The 15,104-nt window shown below is 45.7% G+C and carries 12 protein-coding genes; 8 read left to right on the forward strand and 4 right to left on the reverse strand.

What is annotated here, in order from left to right:
* Positions 1-104 precede the first annotated feature (104 nt).
* Positions 105-1,499 (reverse strand): phosphoglucosamine mutase, encoded by a 1,395-nt coding sequence (gene glmM, locus FSB75_RS05415; protein WP_146783906.1) that lies wholly within the window; start codon positions 1,497-1,499, stop codon positions 105-107.
* Between the two features lie 95 nt (positions 1,500-1,594).
* Between glmM and FSB75_RS05420 the strand changes: the two genes are divergently transcribed.
* Positions 1,595-2,341: an SAM-dependent methyltransferase gene (locus tag FSB75_RS05420; RefSeq protein WP_146783909.1), complete on the forward strand. Its 747-nt coding sequence runs from the start codon at positions 1,595-1,597 to the stop codon at positions 2,339-2,341.
* Here the strand turns inward: FSB75_RS05420 and FSB75_RS05425 are convergent.
* On the reverse strand, positions 2,338-4,353 hold the full coding sequence (locus FSB75_RS05425) for an LTA synthase family protein (protein WP_146783912.1): 2,016 nt from the start codon (positions 4,351-4,353) through the stop codon (positions 2,338-2,340). The two genes, FSB75_RS05420 and FSB75_RS05425, sit on opposite strands and share 4 nt — an antisense overlap.
* Positions 4,354-4,427: 74 nt before the next feature.
* Between FSB75_RS05425 and FSB75_RS05430 the strand changes: the two genes are divergently transcribed.
* The 4 genes from FSB75_RS05430 to FSB75_RS05445 all read left to right on the forward strand — a co-directional run bounded on the left by FSB75_RS05430 (position 4,428) and on the right by FSB75_RS05445 (position 7,741).
* Positions 4,428-5,033: a phosphatase PAP2 family protein gene (locus FSB75_RS05430; protein ID WP_146783915.1), complete on the forward strand. Its 606-nt coding sequence runs from the start codon at positions 4,428-4,430 to the stop codon at positions 5,031-5,033.
* A gap of 9 nt (positions 5,034-5,042) precedes the next feature.
* Complete coding sequence (locus FSB75_RS05435; protein WP_146783918.1) at positions 5,043-6,356, forward strand: hemolysin family protein; 1,314 nt, start codon at positions 5,043-5,045, stop codon at positions 6,354-6,356.
* A 154-nt stretch (positions 6,357-6,510) separates the two neighbouring features.
* Positions 6,511-7,239 carry an OB-fold protein gene (locus FSB75_RS05440; protein ID WP_146783921.1) on the forward strand — a complete coding sequence of 243 codons (729 nt, stop codon included), beginning with the start codon at positions 6,511-6,513 and terminating at the stop codon, positions 7,237-7,239.
* 67 nt (positions 7,240-7,306) lie between these two features.
* The gene (locus FSB75_RS05445) at positions 7,307-7,741 is read left to right on the forward strand and encodes an SRPBCC family protein (RefSeq protein WP_146783924.1); all 435 of its coding nucleotides are present in this window, start codon (positions 7,307-7,309) and stop codon (positions 7,739-7,741) included.
* A 15-nt stretch (positions 7,742-7,756) separates the two neighbouring features.
* Here the strand turns inward: FSB75_RS05445 and FSB75_RS05450 are convergent, their stop codons facing one another.
* On the reverse strand, positions 7,757-8,194 hold the full coding sequence (locus FSB75_RS05450) for a type I restriction enzyme HsdR N-terminal domain-containing protein (protein ID WP_146783927.1): 438 nt from the start codon (positions 8,192-8,194) through the stop codon (positions 7,757-7,759).
* A 99-nt stretch (positions 8,195-8,293) separates the two neighbouring features.
* Between FSB75_RS05450 and FSB75_RS05455 the strand changes: the two genes are divergently transcribed.
* From FSB75_RS05455 to FSB75_RS05465, 3 genes are read left to right on the forward strand one after another with little or no spacing between them, the layout of a single operon-like run.
* Complete coding sequence (locus tag FSB75_RS05455) at positions 8,294-9,064, forward strand: AMP nucleosidase (RefSeq protein WP_146783931.1); 771 nt, start codon at positions 8,294-8,296, stop codon at positions 9,062-9,064.
* A 58-nt stretch (positions 9,065-9,122) separates the two neighbouring features.
* Positions 9,123-9,509 (forward strand): hypothetical protein, encoded by a 387-nt coding sequence (locus tag FSB75_RS05460; protein ID WP_146783934.1) that lies wholly within the window; start codon positions 9,123-9,125, stop codon positions 9,507-9,509.
* The gene (locus FSB75_RS05465) at positions 9,506-11,224 is read left to right on the forward strand and encodes an ABC transporter ATP-binding protein (protein ID WP_146783937.1); all 1,719 of its coding nucleotides are present in this window, start codon (positions 9,506-9,508) and stop codon (positions 11,222-11,224) included. The genes FSB75_RS05460 and FSB75_RS05465 overlap by 4 nt, the downstream gene beginning before the upstream one ends.
* Here the strand turns inward: FSB75_RS05465 and FSB75_RS05470 are convergent.
* Entirely contained in the window at positions 11,214-14,993 is a 3,780-nt protein-coding gene (locus FSB75_RS05470) for a TraB/GumN family protein (RefSeq protein ID WP_146783940.1), read from the reverse strand. The two genes, FSB75_RS05465 and FSB75_RS05470, sit on opposite strands and share 11 nt — an antisense overlap.
* Positions 14,994-15,104: the final 111 nt, after the last annotated feature.

The raw sequence follows: 15,104 nt of genomic DNA on the forward strand, positions 1-15,104 counted from the left end.
ACAGAAGCTTAATGGATTGCTGAACGCTGGCTCAAAATCCTCAATCAACTGTAAATAAGAATCAATCTAATGCGCACGTATTGACTTATTAACCGATTAACGTATCAACTCTTCAACTCCTTTATGTCTGCCATCAACCGCTTGGCAATATTGGCCGCTGTCGTCTCGAAATTGCTCTCGGCATAAATGCGGATGATGGGCTCTGTGTTTGACGTGCGCAAGTGCACCCAATCCGTGTCGAATTCAATCTTCAAACCGTCTTCGGTGTTGATCGGATTGTTCTTGTACTTCTTTTTTATTTCGTCGAAAATGGCCGGTACGTTGACGCCGTTTTCAAGTTCGATTTTGTTTTTGGAAATAAAGTAATCGGGGTAATTGTTTCGGAAGGATTTCAATCCTTTGTTGTGCGTCGCAAAATGCGAAAGAAAAAGCGCAATGCCGATGAGGGCATCGCGGCCGTAATGAAAATCGGGCACGATGATGCCGCCGTTTCCTTCACCGCCAATAACGGCGTCCACGACTTTCATTTTGCTCACCACGTTCACTTCACCCACCGCCGATGGATAGTATTCACCGCCGCGTTTTTGGGTAATTTCTTTGAGCGCCTTTGTGCTGCTCATGTTGCTCACAGTGTTGCCGACTTTTTTGCTCAGCACGTAATCGGCCACAGCCACCAATGTGTATTCTTCGCCAAACATGCTTCCGTCTTCGCACACAAAACAAAGGCGGTCCACGTCGGGGTCAACGGCAATGCCGAAGTCGGCATTTTGTTTTACAACCTCGTTGCTTAACGTGGTTAAATGTTCGGGCAGCGGTTCAGGATTGTGTGCAAACTTTCCGTTTACCTCGCCGTTGATGACGACGACTTCAACAGCGCCAAGTGCATACAACAACTGCGGAACAATCAAAGCGCCGGTGGAATTGATACAGTCAACGACAACCTTGAATCCTTTTTGTGCAATCGCTTCCCTGTTCACCAACGGATAAGCAAGAACAAGATCAAGGTGCTTTTGCAGATAAGAATGATCTTCTCTGTGTTTTCCCAGTTTATCAACCGGTGCAAAACCGAAGTCTTCAGCCTGTGCACGGCGCAAAACTTCGGCGCCAACTGAAGCATCAATGAATTCACCGTCTTTGTTGAGAAGTTTTAAAGCGTTCCACTCCCGCGGGTTGTGGCTGGCGGTAAGAATGATGCCGCCATCAGCGCCTTCTTCTTTCGTGGCAATTTCAACCGTTGGCGTTGTCGATAAACCAAGATCAATCACGTCAATGCCGAGGCTAATCAGGGTAGAAACAACAAGGTTGTTAACCATTTGACCTGAGATGCGGCCGTCGCGGCCAATAACAATTTTTGCTGGAACTGTTTTCTCGGTACGGTTTTCAGAAACAATGCTGCCGAATGCAGCAGAGAATTTTACAACGTCTATTGCGGTTAAGGATTCGCCGGGTTTACCGCCGATGGTTCCTCTGATGCCTGAAATACTCTTGATCAATGCCACGGAACTAAATTTAGGGCGACAAAAATACGGCTTTCGACGGTACACCCCGAAGGGTTTGCTTAATCGCGATGCTATTACTTTTGTAAAAAAAGGAAATGGTTGCAAAGGATTGGTACAAGAGCTGGTTCAACTCGATCTATTATCACAAACTTTATTTCCAGCGCGATGAAGCCGAAGCACAACGCTTTATTCAAAAGCTGCTTGCTCATTTGCAACCGCCTGCCGATAGCCGAATGTTGGACGTGGCTTGCGGCCGTGGGCGGCATGCACGTTTCCTGGCTTCAAAAGGTTTTGATGTAACGGGCATTGATCTTTCGCACGACTCGATTGCGTACGCCAAACAATTTGAAACGGACAACTTGCATTTTTTTCAACACGACATGCGGCTGCCTTCGTGGATCAATTACTTTGATTACGCCTTTAACTTTTTTACCTCCTTTGGTTATTTCGCTACGCACCGCGAACACGATGATGCGGTACGAACAATTGCGCAGAGTTTAAAGCCGGCCGGCCTTGCGCTTTTTGATTACCTGAACGTGCATTACGTGGAAGAACGTCTTGTACACGACGAAGAAAAAAAAGTGGACGGAACAACGTATCGAATTCACCGCTGGGACGACCAGGATTTTTTTTACAAATGCATTCAGGTTGAAGACGATGAACTCGAGAAGCCGCTCGAGTTTACTGAGAAAGTGACCAAGCTTAGTTTGGGTGATTTTACCGAGATGCTGGCTTATCAAAAAATGCAGGTAACAGAAGTATTTGGCGATTATGAATTGAACGGGTATGATGTAAAAAAGACGCCGCGATTAATTGTGATGGCGAAGAAAAGCTCTCTTTAGGGAGAAAGGGAGGTTTTCTTGTTGTTCATTAGCATCCATCTTGCCGTTTCCAAATAACCTGATGTAACCGCACTCAATCTTTTTTGAACCGAATCCAATTGCGGTTTTGTGTACGTTGCCTTTGCGTTCAGCAGTTGCAGCTTTTCTTTTTCGAACAAAATATTCTTGGTGAAATAAAAATCATCGGTAATCAATCCGGTTTCACCTTCATCATGGCGAATAAAAAAAGCACTGTGGTTGTTTTGTCCGTTCACCACATCGCGGCCAAGTGTGCTGTTCATGTGTTTTTGCCCACAAACGCCGGCGATGCTTGGCAGTACGTCAATTTGCGATACGACTTCGTTTCGTTTTTGCGCCGGCAGGTGTCCAGGTGCATAAAAAAGCAAGGGCACGTGCATTTCGGTCAAGCGGTCTTCGGTCCATTCATTCTGGTACATCGCCGTTGCGTTGCCCGCCACGCCGTGATCGCCAACAAATACAAACATCGTGTTGTTGAACCAGGCTTCCTTTTTTGCGCTTTCAATAAAATGCTCAACGCTGTAATCAAAATAGCGCATGGCGTTGTACTGCGCCGCGGATTCAAAACCATATTTCTCCAGTTCAATCTTATCCGGCTCCTGCCGCACAAAATCTTTGTCTTCTTCCGCAATCGTATAAGGCGGGTGATTGTCGGAAGTTTGTATAACGGCGAAGAAGGGTTGCGTTTGCTGCGCAAACAATTTGTTCGCTTCCAGAAAAAGATTTTTGTCGCTGATGCCCCACACGTCAATGGGCTTTGAAACAAAAGCGCCTTCGGTTTCCATCTGCACACCGTTCACGTTTTGCATCAGCCCTTCGAAATTGTTGAAGGCCGGGCTGCCGCCAAGAAAATAAAACTTGTTGTAGCCTTCAAAATTATTGATGATGGTGTGCTGATTTTTCGCGGCGTCGGTGCGGGTGGAGAATTTGGCTAACTGTACATCAGGTATGCCGGTGACAATGGCAAACATGCCTCTTGCCGTAGAAAAATGTGGCGTAAAGCAGCGATTGAAAAACAGCCCGCTATCGCAAAGGCTTTTGATGTACGGCGTGGTGTTTAGCGCATTGCCGCTCATGCTGGTTTTGTACATGCTGAACGATTCGCAAACAACCAACACAACATTCGGCTTCGACGCAAAATATTTAGAAGCGGGATTTTCCATCTTTTTATACGAAGCCGCGTTCTTATCCCAGCCCATCCAATCGCTCAAAACAGGGTAAAGGTCTTTTGCCTTGCCTTCGTCGAAATGTGGCTTGCGATTGCCCAGCGTAGAGAAAACCGTTTGCAAAGGATTGAGCGCAAGATAGCCGCTGAAATCATCGTGCATTCTAAAGGCCGCATTCCAATTTAAAGGTTTTGGAAAGCCACCATAAACACAGAACACAAATACAAAAGCCGTCAGCAAAAACCATTTGCGTTTGTACAAAATTCTCTTGCCTTCCGTTTTTGCCAATACGGCGCCGTGAAGGCGTGTGAACAAAAAGCGCAAGCTCAACACCATTATCGTTAAGCCAAGAAGCAGCCAAAACACCGGGTACGATTCCCACAACATTCTTGATGCAATGGCCACATCGTCGGCAAAGTTGAAAACCGTTGCGCCCAACCTCACACGGTAATAGGCAAAACAACCAAAGTCAATAGTGTAAATCAGCACAACAAAAAATGTGGCAAAGGCAAGATACCAGGTCCAGGCTTTTTTATTTCGGACCGAATAATAGGGCGAGAATTGCGGCACCGTGCTCACCAAAACAACGGGCAGAAGCAGGAGACAAATCCAACGCAAGTCAAAACGGAACCCTAACAAAAAAGAGGAAATCAGTGACGAAAAAGGCTCATCCGCCGGTTTAAATAATAGTAAAGTCAGGCAGCGAAAAACCGTTAACAACAGCGTGTAGAGGATGAAGAGATTCAACACCCACAACAAAGTTTTTGGTATGCGAAGACGAAACAGCATGTACAAGTGCGCCTGACTGCTTAGAGCGGCCTGACGCATCGCAAAGAAAGCGGCATTTTGCAACGGTTACACAAGATTTCGACGAAGCCCGCCGCTGCGCTTACCTTTGCCCGATGTTCGGCACGCCTTTAACAATTTCTTTTTGGCAACGAGTACTCAATTGGGACCGCTCTGCCTTTTTGGTGCTGAACCATAAGCTGGCAAATCCTGTGTTTGATGCGGTTTTGCCTTACTTCCGCGACTCGGTTTTTTGGGCGCCACTGTATCTTTTCATCATGGCCTTTGTTACGTTGAACTACGGAAAAAAAGGCTGGTGGTGGGCCGTTGCTTTTTTATCAACCGTGGCGATTGCCGATTTAATGGGCACTTATGCGTTTAAGGAAACGGTGCAGCGCATCAGGCCCTGCAACGAGCCGGGTTTGATGGGTAACGTACGTCTCGTAATTCAACAATGCCCGGGCGGATACAGTTTCGTAAGCAATCATGCGGCCAATCATTTTGCGTTGGCAACGTTTGCGGTGCTAACGTTTCATAAAGTTTTTAAACAGTGGATTTATCTCGCTTACTTCTGGGCTTTGCTCATCTCGTTTGCCCAGATTTACGTAGGCGTGCATTACCCGCTGGACGTACTGGCAGGCGCTTTGCTGGGAGTTGCAGCGGGAACATTAACGGCGTCGGTTTATCGTGCTAATTTTGGCGCACCGGTTCCGGTTACTTAAACCATACTGATGGAAATATTTATACTGATTGGCTTAATTGTTTTGAACGGTCTTTTTGTGATGTCGGAAATTGCCTTGGTATCGGCCCGCAAACCCCGTCTTGAAAGCCTGGCGGAGAAAGGCGACGCCAAAGCCCGCAACGCACTTGATCTTTCGCACAATCCCGAAATTTTCTTATCGGCAGCACAAATTGGCATTACCCTCATCGCCATTTTAACCGGTGTGTATTCGGGCGAAAAATTTGGCAAAGACCTTAAGCCTCTTGTTGAAAAAATACCTGCCTTGGTACCTTACGCCGAAACCATTTCCACCACGCTGGTGGTCATCATCGTTACGTATTTATCCATTGTTTTTGGCGAACTCATTCCCAAGCGCATTGGCTTAATCAATGCGGAAAAGATTGCCAAGATTGTAGCCCAGCCCATGCGAGTGTTTGCAAAAATTACGTATCCATTCGTTTGGCTGCTGAACAAAACCAGCAACCTGTTTTTTAAAATCTTCAACATCAAAAGCCAGCGCGACGATCATGTAACTGAAGATGAAATCAAGGCCATCATCAGCGAGGGCACGGAATCGGGTTCGGTGGAAGAAGAAGAGAAAGAAATGATTGAGCGCATTTTTCATCTGGGCGATAGAAACATCACGTCACTAATGACGCACCGCAGCGACATTGTGTGGTTTGACATAAACGACAACGAAGAAAAAATCCGTGAAAAAATTTTTCAGGAGCCGCATTCTTTCTATCCTATTTGCGAAGGCGAAATTGACAACATTAAAGGCGTTGTCTCCATCAAAGACCTATACATTTCCGACGATTTTACTTTGTTCAAAGACCTGATGGTACCGGCACTTTTTGTACCGGACAACAATACGGCTTACCAGGTAATGGCAAAGTTCAAGGAGAAAAAATTTCACACCTGTTTTATTGTGGACGAATACGGAAGCCTGCGCGGCATGATAACGTTAAACGATATTTTAGAAGCCATTGTTGGCGATTTGCCCGACGCCGATACCAGCGATTACCAAATTACCGACCGCGGTGACGGTAGCTTTTTGGTGGACGCACAAATTCCATTTTACGATTTTCTCACGCACTTTAACCGCACCGATTGGCTAACCGAGGAAGAGCATGAATTTGACACGCTGGCCGGCTGCATTCTGCATGAACTCGAACGCATTCCGCAAGGCGGTGAAAAGCTGAAATGGAAGGGTTTTAAGTTTGAAATCATTGACATGGACGGCCACCGCATTGACAAAGTTTTGGTGACCCCAAGCCAGGAAATTAAAGAAGATATGGAGGAAGAAGAAAAAGAAAAAGAATAGCAAGCCTTTTTATGAAAGAAAGCAGATTCATCAAACTCGTTTCTCTTTTTAATCGCTGACCATGCGTTGCAAAGCTTGCACGACGTAATTAACTTGCGCCACGCAAACAATTAACAGGATACTTTCCTTACGCTTACGTCTTATCACTCGACTTATGAAACAATCCGCCTTTGCCCTCACGCTTCTCTTCTGCTTGCTGTGCGTTGAAGCCTTTTGCCAGACAAAAACCGCACGACAGCTTTACGACGAATACCACGGCAACGAATTCACCTTTCAGCAAGCTTATTTGAACAAAAACCTAACCGTTACCGGCAAAATCCGTAGTATAAAAAAAGGCATCAAAGGAATTAACGAAGCCAATGCTGTATTCATTACCGCAACCGGTTACGAAAACTTTATTGTTTGCCAATTCCCGCTCGACGACACCCTTCCGCTGATGAAATTAAAAGCTGATCAAACGGTTACGGTAACCGGCAATTGCAAGCTTATTGCCCGCGATGCAATGTTTCTGAAAGATTGTTCTTTCTCCTCGTCGGTTAGTGATGTTGTAAAAACACTGAAGGCGCCGGCTGATGTCCCGTTGGGCTTTTATCATATTTACCAGGCCAACGGCAGTACGTTTAATTTTCAATACAAACTTTCGTTGGACAGTTACAGTAAATACACGCTGAACAACGAAAAAGGCAACCTAAGCTATGACCAGAAAACAAAAGTCGTTCGATTTACCAGCGGTAAGCTGAAAGGCTTTACTGGCATTTACAGGCCCGTTAATCCGGATAATGAAAAGGATCCGCCAACCATCGTTATTGACCCAAAGGGCTTTGTTCCGGATCTGAAACACTCATACGGCAAAACTTATTTGCTGGCTTATCTTCAGCCGTAATTTTTTTTTGCAAGAAGTGCTGTAAGTTAACCTTCCATCTCGCAGTCGTTTAAAGAAAAGGAAAACAATGAAACAAGAACCCCTTGTTGTTGAGCAACGCTACAATGCACCAGCAGAGCGCATTTGGCAAGCCCTTACAAACAAAGAACAAATGAAGCAATGGTATTTTGACATTGCGGAATTTGAACCCAAAGCAGGTTTTGAATTTACTTTTAATGGCGAGAACGAAGGCACAGTGTTTGTGCACCAGTGTAAAATCACCGAAGTCGTTCCGAACAAAAAATTAAAACACAGTTGGGCATACAAAGACTACGAAGGACTGTCTTTCGTCACCTTCGAATTGTTTAATGAAGGCGAAAGCACAAGGCTAAAGCTCACTCACGAAGGGCTGGAAAGCTTTCCGCAGACAAAGGATTTCAAACGCGAAAATTTTAAAGAAGGCTGGACGTACATATTGGGGACGTCTTTGAATAATTTTTTAGCGCAGGAAAAAGCGCAATAGAGTTTTGTTTCTACTTTATTCCATTGCGGGCAGTGACGAAAGCAAATCCATCTTTTCGGCTTCTTTCTTCCATGCCACCGTTGCTTCTCCGTTAGTAATGACAATATATTTCACCGGCACCGAAACATTGTAGCGAAGAACTTGCTGCAACACATCTTCGCTTAAGGCAACCTGCGGCGCTTTGCATTCAACCAGCATCCAGGGTTGGTGCGTTTTGTCATAAACCAAAACATCAAAGCGCTTTCTTAATTCGTTGACGTAAATCTCTTTTTCCAAAGCGATTAAAGCAGCGGAATAGTTTAGGGTTTTGGTTAGATAAGCAACAAAGTTTTGCCGCACCCATTCTTCTTCGGTAAGCAGCAGCCAGGTTTTACGAATGCCATCAAAAATGTACCGCTTCTCCCCTTCTTTCTTTATGTTGAAATCTGGCTTTGGAAACAGCACGTTTATCATGTGCCAAAAATAGCGGTTGCCAAACGTTTATCTGTTAAACCGGATGTCATGTTAAACGGATAAACAAATTCCCGCCTGAACTTTTTTTAAATTCGTGCGATGAAGACAAAAGACGACATCGTAAAAAACTGGCTTCCGCGTTACACAGGCCAGACCTTAGACAGCTTTGGAAAATACATTTTACTCACCAATTTCAGCAACTACGTAAAGTTGTTTGCCGAATGGAACAACGTTAGTGTGGACGGCATTGACAAACCCATGCAATGCGCTACGGCCAACGGCATCACCATAATTAATTTCGGCATGGGCAGTCCAACGGCCGCAACGGTAATGGATTTGCTAACGGCCATACAACCCGAAGCCGTTTTGTTTTTGGGTAAATGCGGCGGGTTAAAGAAGCGCAACAAACTGGGTGATTTGATTCTGCCGATTGCTGCCATTCGCGGCGAGGGTACGTCGAACGATTATTTTCCGCCCGAGGTACCGGCCATGCCTGCGTTTGCGTTGCAGAAAGCCATGTCCACCACCATTCGCGATTACGGTGTGGATTATTGGACCGGCACGGTTTACACCACCAACCGCCGCGTCTGGGAACACGACGAAGAATTTAAAAACTATCTGCAAAAAGTACGAGCCTACGCCATTGACATGGAAACGGCCACGATTTTCACCGTTGGCTTTGCCAACAAAATTCCTACGGGTGCTTTACTCTTGGTAAGCGATCAGCCAATGACTCCCGAAGGCGTGAAAACGGAAGAAAGCGACCGGAAAATTACCGAGCAGTTTGTAGAGCGGCATTTAAAAATTGGCATTGATTCGCTGAAGCAGCTAATCAACAACGGTCTTACGGTAAGGCACCTGCGGTTTTAACTTTTTTCAGGATGCAACGGTTGCAACGCGATGCTTGTCAACCGCAATAAAAAAACTTATGACCATTCGCTTTGTTGCATTTCTTGCATTGGCCTTTGTTATTTGCGCTGCTTTTCAATGCCGAAAGGACACGGTGCAAAACTCCTGTTTCAAAGGCAAGCTTGCGATAAAAGGCATGTGCGGCAATTACACGGTTCAATTGCTCCAGGGCAGTCTCGACACGACAAGCATCGAAGCTAATTGGCAAGACGAAGTCACGGGCAAAACATACACTAACGTTTTTGCTCTTGGCAATCCTTGCTCGTTTCCCGATTCAATTAAGCAAGGCAATGAATTTTATTTTACGCTTGGTAGCGAACCGCAAAATTGCCTCCTGTGTTTGGCCTATTATCCCAAACCAAAAAAATCGCTTTCCATAAAAGTGCTGGATAAACCTTGCCAATGAATTCTGCGCCCTTGTTAAGCATTCAAAATCTCAGCATTGATTTTCTTTCGGAAAACGGAAACACAAGCGCCGTAAAAAATATTTCGCTTTCGGTACACCGCGGTGAGATTGTAGCCCTTGTGGGCGAGAGCGGTTCAGGAAAATCCGTTACATCACTTTCTGTTTTGCAATTGTTGCCGAAGCCGCCGGCGCATTATCCCGAAGGCAAAATCATCTTTACCGAAAAAGGCCAAAGCATTGACCTTTTGCAGCTTCCGCAAAAAGAATTGCAAAGAATACGCGGTGCTAAAATCTCCATGATTTTCCAGGAGCCAATGACTTCCTTAAATCCTGTTTTAAAATGCGGCGAACAAGTGATGGAAGCCCTGTTGGTGCACAAAAAGATTTCCAACGCAGAGGCAAAACGGCAAACAATTGAATGGTTTGAAAAAGTAAAGCTGCCAGAGCCGAAAAAAATTTTCAATCGCTATCCGCACCAGTTAAGCGGCGGGCAAAAACAACGGGTGATGATTGCAATGGCCATGTGTTGCAATCCTGACCTGCTCATTTGCGATGAACCAACGACCGCGCTTGACGTAACCGTGCAAAAAACCATTCTGCAACTGATAAAGGAATTGCAGCAGGCCCGAAACATGGGTGTTATTTTCATTACACACGACCTGGGCGTTGTCGCCGAAATTGCCGACCGTGTTGCCATCATGTACAAAGGCGAATTGGTGGAAGAAGGAAGTACGCAAACCATTTTTCGAAATGCCTTCCATCCTTATACAAAAGCTTTGATTGCCTGCCGACCGGCGCTGCATCCAAAAGGTGAGCGCCTGCCAACAGTGAGTGATTATTTAAGCGAGGGGAAGGCTGAACTTGAAAGATCGAAATTCGAGGCTTCTGCTCGCAACACCGAACATCAAACGGCTAACCTCAGACAATGTATCGTGCAGGTACAAAATCTCACGGTAAAGTTTCCCGCCAAGACATCGCTGTTTGGAAAGCCGCTGCGTTTTTTTACCGCCGTAAACAATGTGAGCTTTGACGTTTTCAAAAACGAAACGCTTGGACTCGTTGGCGAATCGGGCTGTGGCAAAACAACACTGGGGCGAAGCTTGCTTCGGCTCGTTGAGCCTTCATCGGGAAAAATTATTTATAACGGAACAGACATTACGCAGTTGTCAAAGGAACAAACAAAAGCTTTGCGCAAAAATGTACAACTGGTCTTTCAGGATCCTTACTCATCGCTTAATCCGCGATTAACTATTGAATCGGCACTGGCCGAACCCATGGCCGTTGCAGGCATTGAAACGTCTGCAAAAGCACGCCGGAAAAGAGCAACTGAATTATTGGAAAAAGTAAGCCTTCCGGCTTCTGCGCTAAACCGTTATCCGCACGAATTTTCGGGCGGCCAGCGACAGCGCATTGTTATTGCAAGAGCGCTTGGTTTAAACCCTGATTTTTTGGTTTGCGACGAATCGGTTTCGGCGCTTGATGTAAGCGTGCAGGCGCAAGTATTAAATCTTTTGAACGATTTAAAAAAGGAATTGGGCTTAACGCTTCTTTTTATCTCACACGACCTTTCAGTGGTGCGCTACATGTGCGACCGGGTTTTGGTAATGCAGGCCGGTAACATTGTGGAAAGTGGCTTGGCTGAAGAGGTATACAACCATCCGAAGAATTCCTACACACAAGCGTTGCTCAATGCCGTTCCGCAAATCAATCCCTGATGACCCGGGAGTAATTGCCTCCGCCGTATCCTCCTTCGTCTGAATAGAACTGAGCCGCACTTTTGCGTTTGCTGTACAACAACCTTTTCACCAGTTTTTGTATTTGTTCATTTTCAGGCGTCTCGGCGGTCAGCTTCGTTGAGGAAAGCGTCGTAAAATCATAATCGCGTTCGGTCGTTGAATCCTTTTCTTCAAACCAATATCCGGTTTCGTTTTTTGGCAGAAGTCCTACGGTGGCCAGTTTCCAATTATTATCGGCTTTTGTTTCTTTGTATTTGAAAACGTACACGTAACCGCTGCGGCCTTTGTACGCAAGCGGAACCTTTGTTAAGAAGGTAATCGTATCGGGTTTGTTATACGATTGTTCAAAAAGAAGCTGGCTGCGGGCAATTGCTTCCTGGCTATTGTAAGCAGCAGGATAAAGCGACAATTTCTTCATCTTTCGCATATCATTATACAACTCGTAGCGGTATTCATCTGAAGCGGCAAAATAAGTTAACAAGGTATCGGGCAAGGGCCTTTTATTGCGCAACAAGGTTATCGCGGTGTTGTATTTTAGTCGTTTGTCGTTGCTCCCCAACATCCGCAGAAGAATCTGTGACACCTGTTCGTTTTTATCCCAAAACGGTATCAGCAAAGACGCATACAAACTAAGGCGGGCATTGCCCTCATCGCTGCTGTTCCCGTAACGGTTGTAGAGATTCTTTTCACTTTCCATTTCCCGCGCCTTTTCAATGGCTCTTGATTTTTCCCCGATGATTTGTTTTTTCAGAAGTTGTTTTGCTTCGATGAGAAGCTTAGGCAGATAGGCCTCGTAGTCGTTTGCGCCAATGAGGCTGCTGTCGAGCAACATGGCGGTAAGAGTCATCACCGGTTCTTTGTAATCGTCAAGGTTTATCAGCGGCAACAGGTTTTTGTAAATGCCGGCCGTGAGTTGAACCGAGTCGTTAAGGTTGTTTATAAAAGAGCCATCGTTGTAATCCGTGCTTTCATCGGGCAACAACGGCGAAAGAATACGCCGGCGGGAATAAGCCTTTGCAAAGGAAGAAGCGGCGGTTAAAACAGGCGGATCATTTTCTAAAAGGATTGCAAAGGTTTTATACGAATAAGCCGTGGACTGCTGCAAAAGTGTTTCGAGGATGGCGTACTGAAGTTCCAGCGTATCACCGGCTGATGGATACAAGGTTCGCAAATAATCCGAAGCCTCTTTTGTCGGCATCGAGGAAAACTTCCCGATAAAAGCCTTCTTTGTGTCGAGATAATTTTTTTCTTTCCAGCCAAGTGATTCAAGACATTTTTTAAGGTTGCCGAAATCGGTCGAATCCATTGTTACGCTGGCAATATTTTTCAGGGCCATTCGGTGCTGCACAGTGTCCTTGCTGAAAAATTGCGAGAAAAAGAGGGGCGTTTTTTTCTTTTTCGTGTCCGTGTCTTTCCATTTATCAACCGGTGAAAAGCTTTCGAAGAAGGATTGAACGAAAGCACTGGGCGCTGCCAGCGTATCTGTTTCGGTTTGCAATTCATAATCCACGCCGTCCTTTTCAATCGCTTTCATCTTCAGCATACGGCTGCTGGCCCTGCCACCAAGCTCTATCGTGGTAACAATGGTTTTGTCCGAAAGCGTATCCACCTTCTTCTGGCGAAGCACCCATTTTTCATCCAGGTCCATCGAATCTTTTTTATCGGGCAAAGCATCGTAGAAATATGCGGAAGGTTTGTAAAACGAAACGTAAATCTTTTCACCGGTCGAATCATTTTCGATGATTTTGCTGGTGTATTTGCCGCGGTTAACGAGAGAATCGTCATCGTCCGGCGCGTCGTAACCACCGTATAAACTTTCTTCGGGGTACATGGACAGTTTCTTTTTCTTTTCCAGCGGTACGGGTGTTTTCACACGAAAGAACAGGGCTGTATCGCTTTCTGTTTTTGCTTCGTCATAAACAAATGGTTTGATGGAAAAAGATTGAATGAATTGCTGCATCAGCCTGTTGTCGGTACGGGCTTTTGCAATTAACGTATAGTAACGGGGGCCATTTAGTAAAAAGCGCACCAACGCCACTGAACTGTCCTTGAATTTATATTTTAGGTCTAACGCCGGATAGCCGCCCACCGTTGAAATCCTGCGGCTAAGCTCCCGCTGAATAAATTCAGAACTTGCAAAGCTTTCTTCCATTAGGTCAAGATCGAAAGAATCCTCTTCCACAAAGCTGTGGTTGTACACGTCGGTACGAATGATTGCAAAGGCGGTTTTCGTGGCTGCATCAAAGGCCGCGAACTGCCAGTCGTCGTTTTTAAAAATCAGCGGATCGTGTGGCAATTCCGCTTCAAATCCACCGTAAGAAGGTTTAAATTTTTTCCAGGCGGTTGTGCCGGTTTCTTTTAATTGAATGGAAGAAAAAAACTGCTCGGCTTCATTGCCCAGTTTCACATAATCACCCGTGCCGCTCATTTTAAAAATGAGAATTTCAAAAGGCGTAACGAAAATATTGTAACGCTGGTAATCGCCGTGACGGGTGCGGTTGCTGATGTCGAAGCCGCGATACCCGTTTTTTACAATAGATTTCTTGCTTAAAATTTTGCCGGGAATGTTTTCGTACAAAACACTGTCGATCTTTCGCTGCACTTGCTCCTCGCTTTGGCCGAGAATGGCCGCATTGGTAAACACGCGGGTAACCATGTAATAACTGCCGTTGGTCATGTCGGCGTACTGCTGCATCTCAACGCCGCCATACGAAGGGCCGAAGCGGTAGAATTTGCCCGGCGCGTTAACGGAGAAAAAACCATCAGCCGATGTTTGTTTTGCAAACTGCACAGGCACGCGAAGTCTTTCAATGGCTTCTTTGTGACGGCCATCACGTTGCTGCATTTTAATGGGACGCAACGTGTAACCGGCGCGGCGTAAAAGTTCAATTACTCCTCTGTTTCCGGGTAAATGCGCAGCACCCACTCCCACAAAAAGCGTCAATCCATTTTTTAAAATTGAATCAATCGAATGCGCCTGAATTTCGTTTCGCCTGTATAAAAATTTTTCGTCAAATGCCGCCGACTGGCTGTTGACTTTGTTGATGGTGTCCAGCAAATCAAGGTTGCCGCTGCGGTAAGCCACTTCCATGTTGCGATATGAGAATTCTTCGTCGTAATCGGAACCTTTTTCCTTTTTATTTTTCTCGCGGGCTGCATCGGCGTAAGCCTCTTTTACCAATTCCATGCTGCCGTCGAAATCTTCTACCCCGCAAAGCTTTTTGCCCAACTTTTTACCGGCCTGGAAGATGTGCAAATCAAGATAAGTGTCTTCTTCAAAATCAGCGGCAAGACCTGAGCGGCTGCGGTACAAAAAATTGTTGATGATAGAGGGATTGCTGTACAGCGCGGCTTCCATCAGCTTTTCGTAAGCCGTGAGCTTTAGCGTGTTTAGTGTAAGGTAATCGTGCGGTGCTGCATAAGCATCTATGCCGCTGGCAGAACGCCGCATGGTCCGCTGGCTTTCACCGTCCATATCGTAACGGGAAAAATCTTCTTGCCATGTTCCGGGATTGGTTTCCAACGCCACCACCTGTGCGTTACGAATGCCGATGTAAAACGAATCGGAAAGATTGAACACCATTTTACTGCTCACGTGCATGGTGCCAAACAAGTAAGACGGCTTGGTGAATCCCTTGCCTCTTATCTCCCACAAAAGGCTGGGGTATTTATTAGGCTTTATTTTGGAGGGTTGCGAAAAAGAAAAAGTCACGGAAAAAAGAAGCAACGCACAGAGCGGGTGTTTCATAATAAAGTCGGAGTTGCGGTTTGGGAATGAAGATAAGACAATCAAAACCCGAAGGAAGCGGTGTCTGAAAAAAAATTCGCTCTAAAAATGATTTCCGCCTATTTTTGCGGC

Source organism: Flavisolibacter ginsenosidimutans (assembly GCF_007970805.1).
Taxonomy (GTDB): Bacteria; Bacteroidota; Bacteroidia; order Chitinophagales; family Chitinophagaceae; genus Flavisolibacter; species Flavisolibacter ginsenosidimutans.

Excerpts from the sequence above, each read along its gene's own strand:
- FSB75_RS05430 (WP_146783915.1), top strand. The coding sequence starts at position 4,428 with ATGTTCGGCACGCCTTTAACAATTTCTTTTTGGCAACGAGTACTCAAT.
- FSB75_RS05435 (WP_146783918.1), top strand. The coding sequence starts at position 5,043 with ATGGAAATATTTATACTGATTGGCTTAATTGTTTTGAACGGTCTTTTT.
- FSB75_RS05450 (WP_146783927.1), bottom strand. The coding sequence starts at position 8,194 with ATGATAAACGTGCTGTTTCCAAAGCCAGATTTCAACATAAAGAAAGAA.
- FSB75_RS05465 (WP_146783937.1), top strand. The coding sequence starts at position 9,506 with ATGAATTCTGCGCCCTTGTTAAGCATTCAAAATCTCAGCATTGATTTT.
- FSB75_RS05455 (WP_146783931.1), top strand. The coding sequence starts at position 8,294 with ATGAAGACAAAAGACGACATCGTAAAAAACTGGCTTCCGCGTTACACA.
- FSB75_RS05470 (WP_146783940.1), bottom strand. The coding sequence starts at position 14,993 with ATGAAACACCCGCTCTGTGCGTTGCTTCTTTTTTCCGTGACTTTTTCT.
- FSB75_RS05425 (WP_146783912.1), bottom strand. The coding sequence starts at position 4,353 with ATGCGTCAGGCCGCTCTAAGCAGTCAGGCGCACTTGTACATGCTGTTT.
- FSB75_RS05460 (WP_146783934.1), top strand. The coding sequence starts at position 9,123 with ATGACCATTCGCTTTGTTGCATTTCTTGCATTGGCCTTTGTTATTTGC.
- FSB75_RS05445 (WP_146783924.1), top strand. The coding sequence starts at position 7,307 with ATGAAACAAGAACCCCTTGTTGTTGAGCAACGCTACAATGCACCAGCA.
- FSB75_RS05440 (WP_146783921.1), top strand. The coding sequence starts at position 6,511 with ATGAAACAATCCGCCTTTGCCCTCACGCTTCTCTTCTGCTTGCTGTGC.
- FSB75_RS05420 (WP_146783909.1), top strand. The coding sequence starts at position 1,595 with ATGGTTGCAAAGGATTGGTACAAGAGCTGGTTCAACTCGATCTATTAT.